This window comes from Enterobacter cloacae complex sp. P15RS, from assembly GCF_014895905.1.
GTDB lineage: Bacteria > Pseudomonadota > Gammaproteobacteria > Enterobacterales > Enterobacteriaceae > Enterobacter > Enterobacter quasihormaechei.
Genome location: NZ_JADBQL010000024.1, coordinates 61282 through 75455 on the forward strand (window position 1 = coordinate 61282; position 14174 = coordinate 75455).

Genomic DNA, 14174 nt, shown 5'->3' on the forward strand with positions numbered 1-14174 from the left:
CCTTTGTCTGTTTGACAGCCCCGCAGTCAGGCTGGCAAAAAAACGGATATTTACTGGCTTGCGATCACCGCAATGCCCTTTTCTTTCATGGCGTTGACCCAGCGTTCATCCGTTGTGTCCTCAACGACCAGCGTATTGACCAGCGACAAATCGCCAATCACAAACGCCGAGGCCGTATTGATCTTTTCCGGCGAGGCCAGTACTACCGTTTCCGCCGCTCTGCCGGAAAATGCACGTTTGATGCATGCTTCCTCATAATCTCCTGTAGTCAGCCCGGCCTCGGGATGAACGCCGGTGACGCCCATGAAGAACAGATCTGCATGAATATTGTTGATGCCTTCAATAGCGGCCGCGCCGACCGTGACGATGGAATGTTTATACAATCGGCCGCCAATCAGAATCACTTCTATGCTCGGATGGTCGACCAGCCCCAATGCGATACCCGGGCTGTGCGTCACCACGGTAATCCGTAGATCTGGCGGTAAAAACGTGATCAGTTCTGAGGTGGTTGTCCCGCCATCGACAATCACCACCTGCCCCGGCGAAATGAGCTGCGCGCCCCGACGGGCCACGCGTTTCTTGGCATCCATTTTAACGGACTGGCGCTCGGCAAAAGGCGCAATCGCTGAAGATGCCGGAAGCGCGCCGCCGTGGACACGCTGCAAACGCCCTTCTGCCGCCAGTTCGCGTAAATCCCGGCGAATAGTGTCCTCTGATACCGAAAATAAGAGGCTAAGCGCAGTAGACTGAACCTGGCCTTCCGCCTCCAGCTTTTCAAGGATTAACTGTTTACGCTGACTGGTGAGCATTTTTTATTCCTGATATTGCACGATACAGCTTGTTTTTGCACGATAGTGCTGCTTATGATGTTTACTCTACGAGAGGAGAGCTAAACGTGCAATCAAAACGTGCAGATATACGCATTATCACTAGCGAAACGTTGTCCGATAACTGGTATAACCTGAAAAAATACACTTTTGACCTCCAGCGCAGCGATGGTGACTGGCAGCGGCAAGAGCGTGAAGTGTATGACCGCGGGAATGGCGCGACGATCCTGCTCTATAATCGCGACAGCAAAACCGTCATTCTGACGCGTCAGTTCCGTTTCCCGGTGTTTATCAATGGCCACGAAGAGGATCTCATTGAGGCAGCTGCGGGGTTGCTTGATAACCTGGATCCTGAAAGCCGGATTAAGGCCGAAGCGGAAGAAGAAACCGGGTTTAAGGTGACGCGCGTTGAGAAAGTTTTTGAGGCCTACATGAGCCCGGGCTCCGTTACCGAAAAGCTCTACTTCTATCTGGCGGAATATCATCCGCAGGATCGGGCCAGCGCGGGCGGCGGCGTTAAGGCCGAGGGGGAAGATATCGACGTGCTGGAAATGACGCTGGACGACGCGCTACGGGGCATTGAGAACGGCCAGATTGTCGACGGTAAAACCATCATGCTGCTTTATCACGTAGCCCTGAAAGGCATTTTATAATCTCACGGTTATCCAGATACCTGCCGCGGCGCAGGTTTCTGCCTGTGCTATTCTTGCTGAACACCTCAACATGGAGATGCGAAAATGGCCGACTGGGATCCCTGTCTTTATCTTCAGTACAGCGCAGAGCGCACGCGTCCCGCCGCTGAGTTACTCGCCCGGGTGCCGCTTGCTGACGTAACGACTGCCGTGGATTTGGGCTGCGGGCCGGGTAACAGCACGGCGCTGCTGAAACAGCGTTGGCCTACAGCGCAGATCGCCGGCGTGGATAACTCCCCGGCTATGCTGGATGAAGCCCGACAGGCTCTGCCAGACTGTCAGTTTGTTGAAGCGGATATTCGTCACTACAAACCTGAACAGCCTCTTAGCCTGATCTACGCCAACGCCTCCCTGCAATGGATCCCGGACCATTATCACCTTCTGCCACATCTGGTTTCACTGCTTCAGCTAAACGGCGTGCTGGCGGTGCAAATGCCCGACAACTGGCTTGAGCCGACGCACGCCCTGATGCGTGAAGTCGCCGGGGAACAGGGCTACCCCGATCGTGGCCGCGAGCCGTTGCCGGGCATCCATGCCTACTACGATATTTTGACGGAAGCGGGATGCGACGTGGATATCTGGCGCACCACCTACTTCCATCAGATGAGCTCTCATCAGGCGATCATTGACTGGGTCAGCGCAACGGGGTTAAGGCCGTGGTTGCAGGATCTCAACGAGAGCGAGCAGAAAAACTTTCTGAAACGCTATCATGAACGGCTGGTAGAGCAGTATCCGCTCCAGGAGAACGGGCAGATACTGCTGGCCTTTCCACGCCTGTTTATGGTTGCTCAGCGGGCACCCTGAGCCGAATCAGGAACGCGCCTCCTTGAGCAGCTGTTGTATAACGGCCTCCTGCTTGTCGTAGTGACCTTCGCCGAACGAGGTGTAACGCAGTTGCCCTTTCGCATCGAAAAAGTAATGCGCCGGCCAGTACTGGTTTCCGAACGCGCTCCAGATTTTATAGTTATTATCCGTCACGACGCGGTACGGCAGCTGCCATTTGTTGACCGCGTTTTTCACCGATGATAACGGCTTTTCCCATGGATATTCCGGGGTGTGAACGCCAATCACCACCAGGCCTTCAGACTGGTATTTCTTCGCCCAGTCACGTACGTGCGGGAGCGTGTGCTGGCAGTTAATGCAGTCCCACGTCCAGAAATCGATAAGCACCACTTTCCCCCGCAGGGATGCAGACGTGACAGGGTCACCGTTTATCCAGCCCGTGCCGCCGTCCAGCGACGGCAGCTGGCTGTTCGGCACCGCGTCAGCCACAGGTTGCAGTTTCACCTGCGTGGAGGCTGGTTGCGCAAGCCTTAACAGGGCGTTTTCCAGACGGTCGGCAATGCCGTTGGCTCCTTTCAGCGACGAACTCATTCCGGAGGCGTTAAAGGCCACGGCGGCTAACATCATTACCCCTGCGCCCTGACGCAGACGCGCCATCAACACGGATTTTGCCCTCAGAGGGGTGATCAGCTTACGCCCTCCGATGACAAGCAGCCCCAGCATCAGCGCGCATCCTCCGCCGTAAGCGGCTAACAGCGCGCCGGTTGCAATGGCCGAGTGACCCGCAATATTGATGCTGAAAATTGCCCCGAGAATCGGTCCGGCACAGGGAGACCACAGGAGTCCTACGGCCAGCCCTGCCAGAAATGCCGACAACATGCCGCGCGTCTGTGCGCTGCGGGTGTTCAGCACGTTCCCGACGCTGACCGCCGGGCTGGCAATCCGTTGTGCGAACTGGGGGAAAATGAGGGCCAGTGCGGCGATGCCCAGCACCAGAAGCGCAATCCAGCGGGCGATAACGGTAGCGTCGGCGATCCACTCGCTGGCAACCGTGACCACCATCGCCACCCACGTAAACATCACAATCATCCCCCCTAGTAGCGCCAGAATGTGTTTGCGCTGCCCCTGGAAACCGGCGAACAGCAGAGGAATGACGGGAAGCGTACACGGGCTGAGCAGACTAATCATGCCGCCCAAAAAAGCAATTATCAGAAACATAAGGACCTCACAATACCGTTACTGCGAAGGTGCAGTGAGGTCATTTCACCGTAAGAATGTGTTCAGGCTGTGTGCTAAAAGCTGCATTTCGTCTGCCCGTGTATCGGCGCGGCGTGCAGATACACAGGGGTACAATTAACCGCGCGGAAGGGTCACGCTGACGGCCAGCCCGCCCTCGTTACGGTTTGCAAGATGCAGTTTCCCGTCAAGCTGGGCGGTGAGCTGCGCGGCAATCGCGAGGCCTAATCCGGTGCCGCCCGTGTCTCGATTCCGCGACGTTTCAACCCGATAAAACGGTTGTAACACGGCCTCCAGTTCAGCCTCAGGAATACCAGGACCGTTATCCAGAATGCGGATTGCCACCTGATTTTCATCTGCATCAATGTCTATTACCGCGCTATCGCCAAACTTCAGCGCATTATCCAGCAGATTGGTCATCACCCGACGCAAGGCCTGCGGGCGGGTAACGATCGGCAGACGCGTAGCGGGTGCATGAAACTGCACGTTTTTACCGATGTCCTGATAATCACTGGCGATGCTGTTAATCCACGCATTCAGTTCCAGTTTCAGGGTGGGCTCTTCAAGGGATTCTGATGAACGGGCATAGGCAATACCCTCCCGCACCAGGCGCGACATATTATCGAGGTCACTCATCAACTTATCGCGCAGCTCGGGCCGATCCGCCATTTCGACCCGCAGCTTCATGCGCGTGATGGGCGTCTGGAGATCGTGAGAAATGGACGCCAGAATTTGCGCGCGTTCACGCAGATACGTCTGTATCCTCGACTGCATCGCATTAAAGGCATGCGCCGCCTGACGCACCTCAATCGGTCCTTTTTCTGTCATGGGTGAATGGGCCGCAGGATCGAGCGAATCAACCGCACGCGTGAATTGCAGGAACGGCCGGACAACCTGGCGCACGGCAATCCAGGAGCAAAGCGCGACAAGTAACAGCTGAAGAACCAGCACCACGGGTAACCAGCTGGCGACGGGCGGCATACGCGGGATCAGATCGATGGTGAGCGGTGCCCCGTCGCGGAGCGTCAGATGGGCCTGAATATGGGAAATCGGCCCCGGAACCGCCGTGAACTGGAGCGGATATTGGGCAGAAAGCGTCGCTTTCAGGGTACGAACCGCGTCCCGCGAGCGTTTATCCGCTGGCGCGGCGCCTGCTTCCCCGGGGCCAAGGATGTAACGATAATTCCCCCGGCTGAGCCGTTCCAGCCACTGCGGGCGCTCTTTCGCGGGAAGCCGGTCGAGAATGGCCACGCTGGTGGCAACGTCATTCTCAAGATTGCCCAGCATAACCGTGCGCGCGCTGTGCATACGCTCCACCATGACCAGCGTCAGGCTGAGTGCGTTAGCCAGCAATAGCCCAAGCAGCACAATGATCAGCAGCCGGGCCAGTAATGTTTTGGGCCACAGCGTCATTCATTGGCCTCAACGATGGTCACCGGCATGGTAAACACGTAGCCTTCACTGCGTACGGTTTTTATGTAGGCCGGCGTGCGGGCATCCTCATTCAGGCGCTGCCGCACGCGGCTCACCAGAAGGTCAATCGAACGCTCAAACAGTTCGGCATCGCGTCCCTGCGTCAGGTTCAGCAGTTGGTCACGGGTTAACACCCGCTGAGGATGATCGAGGAACACGCGCAGGAGCCGGTATTCTGCCCCGCTGAGCGCCACGATCATCCCTTCATTATCGATCAGATGACGCGCTACGGTATCCAGCTGCCATTCGCCGAACACCACCAGGCGCCCTGCCTCGGTCACCTGAAGATTAGGCGGCATGGTGCGAAACCGACGCAGGATGGCTTTGATGCGCGCCAACAGTTCGCGGGCCACAAACGGTTTTACCACGTAATCGTCTGCGCCCATCTCCAGCCCCAGGATCCGGTCCGTGTCCTCGTTGCGCGCGGTAAGCATCAGGATCGGCAGATCCTTATGCCTACTGCTGCGTAGCTGTCGACACAGCGTCAGACCGTCATCGCCGGGCATCATCACGTCCAGCACCACCAGGTCGATATGCTGTTTGTCGAGCATCACGCGCATCTCTTTCCCGTTCGCCGCGCCAGAGGCGTGATAACCGGATTTCACGAGGTAATCGACAATCAGTTCACGAATATCCCTGTCGTCATCGACGACAAGGATGCGATCAATATGCTCCACCGCAGGCTCCTGATTAAGAGGTAACGGATTGAAAATAGCACATGTCAGAGCTTATCCGCGTCGACAACCGCTTTAACAAAGTCCTGCGGATCTTCCTGCGGCGGGTTGTGGCCAACCTTAGCGCCAAAGGTGCGGTGCTCATATCTCCCGGTAAATTTTCCGGCATAGGCCGCTGGTGCCGGATGTGGAGCTCCGTTGTTACCGCCCTCGATGGTGATGGTCGGCACCGTAATATTCGGCAGCGCGGCGAGCTTTTGTTCATAGGCGTCATATTTCTGCTCACCCTTCTCCAGCCCCAGACGCCAGCGGTAATTACTGAGCGTGACGGCAACGTGGTCCGGATTATCGAGGGATTTGGCGCTGGTATTGAAGGTGGCATCGCTGAATGTCCAGTCAGGCGAAGCCTGGGACCAGATCAGGCGGGCAAAATCGTGCGTATTTTTAGCATAGCCTTCAGCACCGCGCGGCGTGGCGAAGTAGAACTGATACCACCACTGCACCTCCGCTTTCGGCGGTAAAGGTTGTTGACCAATTGCCTGACTGCTTATCAGGTAGCCGCTCACCGAGACCAGCGATTTCACGCGCTCCGGCCAAAGCGCCGCAACGATATCCGCCGTACGTGCACCCCAGTCATAACCGGCAAACACCGCCTGTTTGATATTCAGGGCGTCCATCAGGTTGACGATGTCTTTCGCCATTGCTGAAGGCTGGCCGTTACGCGGTGTTTTATCAGAAATAAATCGCGTGGTGCCGTAACCGCGCAGGGACGGTACGATGACACGATACCCCTTCGCGGCCAGCGCGGGGGCAACTTCCGCGTAGCTGTGAATATCGTACGGCCAGCCATGCAGCAGGATCACCGGTTGCCCGTCTTTCGGCCCGATATCGACATAACCGACGTTCAGATCGCCGGCGTTAATTTGTTTTACCTGGTTAAAAGCCGACGAGTAATTCTTACCCATCGCTTCTGCCTGACAGGACATTACGGTGCCAAGCGAAACGGTCAATGCGACTGCTGAATAGGCGAGTTTGTTAAGCATGATGTTATCTCCGGGTGAGTTCAGTTGACGGAGATATAACACCATGGGTTTGTATAGGGGATGTGTGCGGATGCGGTTTTATTGCATACCCGTGTATGTCTCTCAGGCGCAGATACAGTGTGATACAAATCGGGTTAAAGGGTGATTCGGTAACGGACGTAATCGTCGGCTTCACCATAGTGGTCATAGAGTTTACGCGCCGGATTGTTTGCTCGGGTGACCCAGTAAAGTTTTGACCACCCTTCCCGCTTGCCCTCATCGATCAGGGCATCGATGAGGGCTTTGCCTGCCCCTGCGCCACGTTCGGCAGCATTAACAAACAGATCTTCCAGATAGCAAACCGGCGCGGTTGACCAGGTTCCTTCATGCAGGACACACATGGCGAAGCCGATGACGTTGCCGTCTTTCTCCACGACCCGGCAAAACAGGGATGATGAGCCTGACAGCGCCCTTTCCCATGTCGCTGCGGTGACGGGCTCGTCAAGGTAGCAGTCATAAAAATGGGTATAGCCATCCCACAGCGGTCGCCACTGTGGGTAATCTTCTGCGCGTAACGGGCGTACGGTGAGCGTCATGTGTTCCTCACATTATCCTTACTGCTTTTTAAACGCATGATGCGAGCCAGCGTGGCAAGACGCTTCGACCGACAAAATAGCGTGAACAGCACAAAGCCTCGACTGTTTAACACCATGCGGCTGAATACCAGAGCGATCGTTGCAATAATCAGCTGCCAGCTACTGGCGTCAGAAACGGTCAGATAGTGAAGCCATTGCAGAACCGTTAATGTGAACAGGAGAATGAAAAGCGCTAAAAATCCTGTTAGTCCTGAAGTGTATCCGCGAGCGAGGCGTGTACTGGCGAGCATCAGGAAGATAAGTATGGTTAACGATGGGACAAAAAAACTGAGTGCATGTAGCGATGGCGAAATACTTGATACCAACCGGAGAAATGGCAGCAAGTTCAACGCAAAAATAATCAGAAAAAGTGGTAATAATATCGCTACTGGATAAGCATTTTGCCGTGGCAGCTCACTAAGCGGGCGTGAGAAATAGCGCTCCAGTTCAGGCGTAGAATGGTCTAATAACACATCGTCATGACGGGCGATAGCGTCCTCAATCCGTTTCCCGTGTTGCAGGAGTTCATAAGAAACGTGTCCGGTTAACAAAGGCAAAATTTTCATCAAAAAACCGCCAGTGACTGGATAGTATTTAAAGTACAGTAGAACGGAACTGAAAATACCAGAACCCAAACAAAAGCATAACGCTCAAACATGGAGAACACCGGATGACGATACCCACGCTGACGACAGCACGCCTATTGCTTAAACCCCTCGTTGCCGCCGATGCCGTTCAGATCCAGCAGCGTTATCCACGCTGGGAAATTGTTCGCTATATGGTGGCCTCCGTTCCCTGGCCCTATCCGGACGACGGGGCTGAAAGCTATGTCAACAACGTTGCGCTGCCCGATATGGCCAAAGGTAAAGCGTGGTTCTGGACGATTCGCCGTCGCGAAGCGCCTGATGAACTGATGGGATTAATTTGCCTGTACGACGTGGAAGACAACAACCGGGGCTTCTGGCTCTCGCCGGAATTTCAGGGTCAGGGATATATGCGGGAGGCGAGTATTGCGGCCACGGATTATTGGTTCAATACGCTTAACAAACCGGTGCTACGTGCGCCGAAAGCGGCTACCAATAGCCGCTCCCGACGTATTTCAGACAGCAGCGGCATGCGGCTCATCAGGACAGAGAAAAAAGCCTACGTCAGCGGCATGCTGGACTCGGAACTGTGGGAAATCACCCGCGACGAGTGGAATGCCCGTCAGGTCAGCTGATAATGCTTATCCGGCATTAGTCTTTCAGGGATGTTCTCTTCATCGTTCATCTGCAACAGATCGCGCTCCATCATGTTGCAGATGGCGTCCAGCGGCAGGTCGTTATCTTCAGTCCCAAACGGATCTTCCAGCTCTTCCGCCAGGGTATCCAGCGAGATAAAGGTGTACGAAATCAGCGCGGAGACGAACGGCGTCATGTAATGCAGATCAACAACCAGCGCAAACGGCAGCATGATGCAGAACAGATACACCGTCCGGTGCAGGATCAGCGTATAGGCAAACGGGACGGGCGTATTGGCGATGCGCTCGCAGCCGGCCAGCACGATGGACATATCGTTCAGGCGGTTGTTCAGGCTGTGAAACAGGATGTCTGAGAGATGCCCGCTACGCCGACGTACGGCCAGCCACTCCCCCATAATCAGCAGGATACGGTTCGCCGGGGAGTTGGCGTCCATCACCTTACGTAAATCGTCCGGAGACAGATAGCGAGAAAGCCGCTCGGCATTGATTTCTTTGCGCAGAGTCATGCGCAGACAGTTAGCAAAGGCGATTTGCAGGCGGACAAACTCTCCGAGATGTTTATCATCCGGTAAGGTGTTTTTTACCTCGCGAAACAGCGAGCGCGCCGCTATCATCAACTGCCCCCAAAGCAGACGAGCCTCAACGTAGCGCGAATAGCAGGCGTTGTTCCGAAAGCCAAGGAAGATAGCGATAGCCACGCCCAGAATGCTGAATGGCGCGACGGTAAACCGGATGCCCAGCGAGGTATACCACGGCAGCATGACAATCACGGCGATGGAAAGCAGGAAGTTAAGCAGCAGTCGGGTATAAATTTTGGGTAGTACCGAACCATGCCAGACAAAAATCAGTTGCAGCCAGTGCTGTTGAGGACGAACAATCATAATCAGCTTCTGAAAAGTAAAGAGCGCGGCTATTAAACGTGATCCCCGTCACGGTTGCAAGCATGTTAACAACTCATTGCATTTTCTCACTTGATTAGCCTAAACCGCACGGTGATGCATGTGATTTAAAAAAGAGAATCAATAGTATGTTGTAACTAAAAGGGTTGCTAAAAAAACCCGGCAAACGCCGGGCAGTCTGATTAGCAGAGCGGTTTCACCGCATCGCGCATCCCTTTGCTTAAAATCGCATCCAGATCCTGCGCAACCTGTTCTACCAGTCCATTCACCTGTGTCAGGTCCTGCTCCCAGTGCTCGCTCACGCTTAACACCGACGACACCAGATCGTGCGTAGTAATCTGCTTGTCGTGATGTTGCGTCCACAGCTGCTGATACCGCTCCAGCCAGTGCGCATCGTCCTGCACCGGATAACGCTCACCGTTGCGTTCGGCACGGTAGAAGGCAATCAGCGCCGCAAGGGCAAATGTGAGTCGTGCGGGCAGTTTGCCGGTCGTCTTCTGCCCTGCCAGCAGCTGCGGCAGAATGCGGGTGCGGTATTTCGTCATCCCGTTTAAGGCAATCGACAGCAGCTGGTGCTTAATGTACGGATTACGGAAGCGCCCCGTTACGGCACGGGCGAAGGATTGCAGCTCGTCGCGCGGCAGATCCAGTACCGGAATAATCTCTTCATAGATAGCCTTTTCAACGAACGCGCAAATCTCCGCGTCGTTCATGGCTTCCCCTACCGTATCCAGTCCGGCCTGATAAGCAACCGGCACCAGCGCCGTGTGCGCGCCGTTGAGGATCGCCACCTTACGCTCTTTATACGGTTTGATATCGTCAACAATCAGGACGTTGAGCGGGTATTTATCCAGGCGCAGTTCGGCTGCAAGCGATTTTGGCCCCTGAATAACAAACAGATAGAAATGTTCAGCGGTGTCCAGGAAACCGTCGTGATAGCCCAGCCCGGCTTCAAGCTCCGCCACCTCATCACGCGGGTAGCCGGTAACAATGCGGTCAACCAGCGTCGAGCAGAAGGTGTTCGCGTCGTTCAGCCAGGCAATGAACGCCGCCGGCAGCGCCCACTCCTGCGCATAACGCAGCACCAGTTCACGCAGGGCTTCGCCGTTGTAGTCAATGAGTTCGCAAGGAATGATGATCCAGCCTTTATCCCCAGCCCCGTTGAAGTGGGTAAAACGTTCGAACAGCAGACGCGTCAGCTTGGCCGGATAGCTGGCAGCAGGCGCATCGTCAAACTTATCGCCCGCGTGATAGCTGATGCCCGCTTCCGTGGTGTTGGAGAAGACAAACCGCATGTCCGGATTATGGGCGAGCGCCAGAAATTCATCGTACTGGCTGTAGACGCTGATTTCACGGTTCACAGAGCGAATAAGACGCGCATCGCTTACCGCTTCCCCCTGCTCGTTCAGACCCCGAATAATCGTGGTATACAGACCATCCTGAGTACTCAGCGACGGAGGAAAATCGCTCTGGATCGGCCGAACAATCACCACACCTGAGTTGAGATCGGTGTGCTCGTTCAAAAGGTCGATTTGCCAGTCAACGAACGCGCGCAGGAAGTTACCTTCGCCGAACTGAATGATACGTTCAGGGTAGCGCGCACCGGGGAAATCACGACGGTTGAGTGTGTTCACAATGGAGGTCCTTTATGATTAGTCATACAGCCTGATAAGATTGGTGTAATAACTTATCAAAACTTCACAACCAGAACCCCTGTCTGGATCAACTCATGACGCAATGGCGGGAAATAATCACAAAAATTTATAGAACACCGAGGTCGCCGCCATATCGCCGTTCGGCATCAACGCGTAGCGTGGGATCTCCCCCACCTTTTGCCACCCTGCACGCTGGTAAAACGTCTCCGCGCCGCTGCCGGTCGAGGTATCAAGCACCAGCACCGTCAGCACTTTTTCACGCGCAACCGCCTCCAGCGCTTCCATCAGCGCCATGGCTACCCCTTTACGACGCGCCTTCTCGTGAACCAGAAGTTTTGCGACGTCTGCGCGGTGCGGCTGGTTTTCAGGCTGATCGGTGATGAGCTGTACCGTTCCTATTATGCCTTGCTCTTCATCGAAACAGCCCAGGAGGGTTCGTTCGCCGCGCCCGGCGCTGTCCGCAACGCCGAGCCAGAACGTACGCGCCTTCTCAGCAGTAAAAGGCAGCATAAAACTGACGGAGGCACCGCCGTTAACGCAGTTGACAAGAATATCGATCAGGTCATCGAGGTGGGTAAGAATGTCCTGCCGGGAAAGAGGTTTAATCAGCATGGGAGAGTTCATAGCGCGTCCTTAGATTGAATCTCTCCACTTTGCTATTAACATTTTTGTAACGCAACAAGCGATGACATAGGATTTCGTTATGTCATTTTTCGCGGTGATGTTGCTGCTTCATGGCGTACATCTGCGTATCCGCCTGTTTTAACCACGCCTGCATATCGTTCCGGTGATGATCGAACTCGCTCAGCCCCCAGGAGAACTGTAACGACCAGGGATGCAGCTGGCGCGCGTTGTACTTTTCCGTTTGTTCGACGAGATACTGCATGGCGATCCAGGCGCCTGGCTCATCGGTGTCCGCAAACAGCACCGCGAACTCATCTCCGCCGAAACGTACCAGTAGATCGGCCTCGCGGAAGGAGGAACGCATCAGGTTAGCCATCGCTTTCAGGGCTTTGTCGCCCTCCTGATGGCCGAAGCGATCGTTAATGGTTTTGAAATGGTCAAGATCCAGCCAGCCAAGCGTTAACGGCTCTGCCCGACGCCGCGCAACCGACAGGGCAAAATGCGCAAACTGATTAAACCCGCGACGGTTGAACAACCCCGTAAGCTCATCGGTCGTGGCCGCGCTGACTGCGGCAAATTCATCTTCTGCCAGCGCGCTGAGATCGGCCAGCACGGCGGAATCCGCCGCCGTAAACTCGCGCGGTACGTAATCAATAATGCACAGCGATCCTACGCACGCCCCGTCGCGTAAACGCAGCGGAAAACCGGCATAAAAGCGTATGCCGCCCTCTACCACCACCTGCGGATTATCCGCAAAGCGTTCGTCCAGCAGCGTGTCACTCACCACCAGCGGGGCATCACCCAGAATCGTATGGCCACAGAACGAGAGATCGCGAGGCTGGCTGACGGGCACTTTGCCCTCGGCAGACTTCACGATGACGGCGTTGTCATCCACCAGCGTTATCATCGCCAGCGGCACCCTGAAAAAGCGTGATGCCAGCCGTGTCAGACGATCAAACGCGGGATTATTGTCGATCTCGAGCAGACCGGACTCGCGCAGAGCAATCAGGCGCTCCGCTTCATTAACGGGAACTAAAGGTGCTTTCATAACGTCTCCTGACGCTGAGCATTAGTAAAAGCGTAGCTTAAACAGAGACATTGTCAGTTCATGAGGCACGATTTACCTCAATGACCAGCCAATGATGGATCACGTTGACGATATACTGTTGTTGCTGCGCATTGAGCGGGACGCCCTGCGGGATAGCGTGCCACTTAGCCAGACAGCCCCGACAGCAGGTTGCCGTGGCATGCTGGGCGATAAAGACCGGATGGCCGCGCATCGGCGTCTGCTTACCGTCATTCACCGGGTGTGCAGGTGCCAGCCGCGCGGATACAAAATCGGCCGCATGCCGATCGATAGTCTCAACGCCCTTATCCCAGCAGTATTGCCGCTCTTTGGTACCTAAACGAAAACGCGAACGGAACGTAGAGCGAGCCAGGCGCGCAAATAAAGGATCGAGCGTAGACATCAGTAGACGGACCGTCCCAGACGTTTGGTCAGCTGTTCCAGCGCCGCCACGCCCGCCAGTGAATTGCCGGTCTCGTCCAGTTCCGGGCTCCAGACGGCAATCGCCATCTCGTGGGGGACAATTGCCACAACCCCACCGCCAACGCCAGATTTAGCCGGCAGCCCCACGCGCCAGGCAAACTCCCCGGCGTTCTGATACATGCCGCTGGTTGCCATCAAGGCGTTAATTTGCCGGGCCTGCATCGGAGAGACGACGTCCTCGGCCAAATGCGGGGCATGGCCCTGATGCGCCAGAAAAAGGAAAGTCTGCGCCAGCTCGACACAGTTCATCTTCAGCGCGCAGTAATGGAAATAGTTTTGCAGCACCGTAGCGACGTCATTATGAAAATTGCCGAAGGACTTCATCAGCCAGGCAATGGCGGCGTTACGGGCGGAGTGTTCAAACTCGGAGCGCGCCACCACCGGATCGTAGGCAATGTCCTGTACGCCGGAAAGCTGACGCACAATTTCCAGCATTCTTTGCCGCGGCGCGCTCAGCCGGCTTTGCAGCATATCGCACACCACCAGCGCTCCGGCATTAATAAACGGGTTACGCGGCTTACCCTGCTCTATTTCGAGCTGAAGAAGGGAGTTGAACGGCTGACCGGACGGATCTTTGCCCACCCGCTGCCAGATCTCCTGCTCGTCATACTGGCGCATGGCGGCAACCAGGCTAAGCACTTTTGAGATCGACTGAATGGAAAAGCGCTCCAGCGCGTCTCCCGCCTGAAAGCGCTGACCGTCGATAGTACAAATGGCGATGCCGAGCTTATTCCCGCTGACTGAAGCCAGCGCGGGAATGTAATCGGCAACGTTACCCTGCCCCAGTAACGGACGAACCTGCGCCAGAATCTCGTCCAGCATCTCATTATGGATGACCGCAGCCACACTTTGCTCCTTGCCCTCA

General features: G+C 55.5%; 16 protein-coding genes. 3 read left to right on the plus strand and 13 right to left on the minus strand.

What is annotated here, in order from left to right; translation table 11 throughout:
- Positions 1–50: 50 nt before the first annotated feature.
- Complete coding sequence (locus tag IM267_RS15050) at positions 51–809, minus strand: DeoR/GlpR family DNA-binding transcription regulator (RefSeq protein WP_193033722.1); 759 nt, start codon at positions 807–809, stop codon at positions 51–53.
- Positions 810–895: 86 nt separating this feature from the next.
- Here IM267_RS15050 and IM267_RS15055 point away from each other — a divergent pair, with 86 nt between their 5' ends.
- Both IM267_RS15055 and tam read left to right on the plus strand, forming a co-directional pair.
- Complete coding sequence (locus IM267_RS15055; protein ID WP_063866703.1) at positions 896–1480, plus strand: GDP-mannose pyrophosphatase; 585 nt, start codon at positions 896–898, stop codon at positions 1478–1480.
- Positions 1481–1564: 84 nt separating this feature from the next.
- The gene (tam, locus tag IM267_RS15060; protein ID WP_193033723.1) at positions 1565–2323 is read left to right on the plus strand and encodes a trans-aconitate 2-methyltransferase; all 759 of its coding nucleotides are present in this window, start codon (positions 1565–1567) and stop codon (positions 2321–2323) included.
- Positions 2324–2329: 6 nt separating this feature from the next.
- Here tam and IM267_RS15065 read toward each other — a convergent pair whose 3' ends face one another.
- The 6 genes from IM267_RS15065 to IM267_RS15090 all read right to left on the minus strand — a co-directional run bounded on the left by IM267_RS15065 (position 2330) and on the right by IM267_RS15090 (position 7908).
- The gene (locus tag IM267_RS15065) at positions 2330–3520 is read right to left on the minus strand and encodes a cytochrome c biogenesis protein/redoxin (protein ID WP_193033724.1); all 1191 of its coding nucleotides are present in this window, start codon (positions 3518–3520) and stop codon (positions 2330–2332) included.
- 135 nt (positions 3521–3655) lie between these two features.
- Complete coding sequence (locus IM267_RS15070) at positions 3656–4951, minus strand: ATP-binding protein (RefSeq protein ID WP_193033725.1); 1296 nt, start codon at positions 4949–4951, stop codon at positions 3656–3658.
- Positions 4948–5688 (minus strand): response regulator, encoded by a 741-nt coding sequence (locus IM267_RS15075; protein WP_102751189.1) that lies wholly within the window; start codon positions 5686–5688, stop codon positions 4948–4950. Before IM267_RS15075 ends, IM267_RS15070 begins: the two co-directional genes overlap by 4 nt.
- A gap of 44 nt (positions 5689–5732) precedes the next feature.
- A complete protein-coding gene (locus IM267_RS15080) occupies positions 5733–6728 on the minus strand; it encodes an alpha/beta fold hydrolase (protein WP_193033726.1) in 996 nt (331 codons plus the stop codon).
- Positions 6729–6862: 134 nt separating this feature from the next.
- Positions 6863–7303: a GNAT family N-acetyltransferase gene (locus tag IM267_RS15085; RefSeq protein WP_193033727.1), complete on the minus strand. Its 441-nt coding sequence runs from the start codon at positions 7301–7303 to the stop codon at positions 6863–6865.
- Positions 7300–7908, minus strand: a complete 609-nt coding sequence (locus tag IM267_RS15090) for a hypothetical protein (protein WP_193033728.1) — start codon at positions 7906–7908, stop codon at positions 7300–7302. Before IM267_RS15090 ends, IM267_RS15085 begins: the two co-directional genes overlap by 4 nt.
- Positions 7909–8012: 104 nt before the next feature.
- Here IM267_RS15090 and IM267_RS15095 point away from each other — a divergent pair, with 104 nt between their 5' ends.
- On the plus strand, positions 8013–8561 hold the full coding sequence (locus tag IM267_RS15095; protein ID WP_193033729.1) for a GNAT family N-acetyltransferase: 549 nt from the start codon (positions 8013–8015) through the stop codon (positions 8559–8561).
- Here IM267_RS15095 and IM267_RS15100 read toward each other — a convergent pair.
- The 6 genes from IM267_RS15100 to glsB form a co-directional block, all read right to left on the minus strand.
- Positions 8549–9463, minus strand: coding sequence for a bestrophin family protein (locus IM267_RS15100; RefSeq protein ID WP_063451324.1), 915 nt, complete (start codon positions 9461–9463; stop codon positions 8549–8551). The two genes, IM267_RS15095 and IM267_RS15100, sit on opposite strands and share 13 nt — an antisense overlap.
- 200 nt (positions 9464–9663) lie before the next feature.
- Positions 9664–11115: a tagaturonate reductase gene (locus tag IM267_RS15105; protein WP_193033730.1), complete on the minus strand. Its 1452-nt coding sequence runs from the start codon at positions 11113–11115 to the stop codon at positions 9664–9666.
- 117 nt (positions 11116–11232) lie between these two features.
- Complete coding sequence (locus IM267_RS15110; RefSeq protein ID WP_193033731.1) at positions 11233–11760, minus strand: GNAT family N-acetyltransferase; 528 nt, start codon at positions 11758–11760, stop codon at positions 11233–11235.
- An 82-nt stretch (positions 11761–11842) separates the two neighbouring features.
- Positions 11843–12808: a diguanylate cyclase gene (locus tag IM267_RS15115; RefSeq protein WP_112792321.1), complete on the minus strand. Its 966-nt coding sequence runs from the start codon at positions 12806–12808 to the stop codon at positions 11843–11845.
- Positions 12809–12866: 58 nt separating this feature from the next.
- Positions 12867–13229, minus strand: a complete 363-nt coding sequence (locus IM267_RS15120; protein WP_063451328.1) for a DUF4186 domain-containing protein — start codon at positions 13227–13229, stop codon at positions 12867–12869.
- On the minus strand, positions 13229–14155 hold the full coding sequence (gene glsB, locus IM267_RS15125) for a glutaminase B (RefSeq protein ID WP_063866715.1): 927 nt from the start codon (positions 14153–14155) through the stop codon (positions 13229–13231). Before glsB ends, IM267_RS15120 begins: the two co-directional genes overlap by 1 nt.
- Positions 14156–14174: the final 19 nt, after the last annotated feature.

Bases quoted from the DNA above. Each gene is read 5' to 3' on its own strand.
- IM267_RS15050 (WP_193033722.1), bottom strand. From the start codon at position 809: ATGCTCACCAGTCAGCGTAAACAGTTAATCCTTGAAAAGCTGGAGGCG.
- tam (WP_193033723.1), top strand. From the start codon at position 1,565: ATGGCCGACTGGGATCCCTGTCTTTATCTTCAGTACAGCGCAGAGCGC.
- IM267_RS15065 (WP_193033724.1), bottom strand. From the start codon at position 3,520: ATGTTTCTGATAATTGCTTTTTTGGGCGGCATGATTAGTCTGCTCAGC.
- IM267_RS15070 (WP_193033725.1), bottom strand. From the start codon at position 4,951: ATGACGCTGTGGCCCAAAACATTACTGGCCCGGCTGCTGATCATTGTG.
- IM267_RS15080 (WP_193033726.1), bottom strand. From the start codon at position 6,728: ATGCTTAACAAACTCGCCTATTCAGCAGTCGCATTGACCGTTTCGCTT.
- IM267_RS15085 (WP_193033727.1), bottom strand. From the start codon at position 7,303: ATGACGCTCACCGTACGCCCGTTACGCGCAGAAGATTACCCACAGTGG.
- IM267_RS15090 (WP_193033728.1), bottom strand. From the start codon at position 7,908: ATGAAAATTTTGCCTTTGTTAACCGGACACGTTTCTTATGAACTCCTG.
- IM267_RS15095 (WP_193033729.1), top strand. From the start codon at position 8,013: ATGACGATACCCACGCTGACGACAGCACGCCTATTGCTTAAACCCCTC.
- IM267_RS15100 (WP_063451324.1), bottom strand. From the start codon at position 9,463: ATGATTGTTCGTCCTCAACAGCACTGGCTGCAACTGATTTTTGTCTGG.
- IM267_RS15110 (WP_193033731.1), bottom strand. From the start codon at position 11,760: ATGAACTCTCCCATGCTGATTAAACCTCTTTCCCGGCAGGACATTCTT.
- IM267_RS15115 (WP_112792321.1), bottom strand. From the start codon at position 12,808: ATGAAAGCACCTTTAGTTCCCGTTAATGAAGCGGAGCGCCTGATTGCT.
- IM267_RS15120 (WP_063451328.1), bottom strand. From the start codon at position 13,229: ATGTCTACGCTCGATCCTTTATTTGCGCGCCTGGCTCGCTCTACGTTC.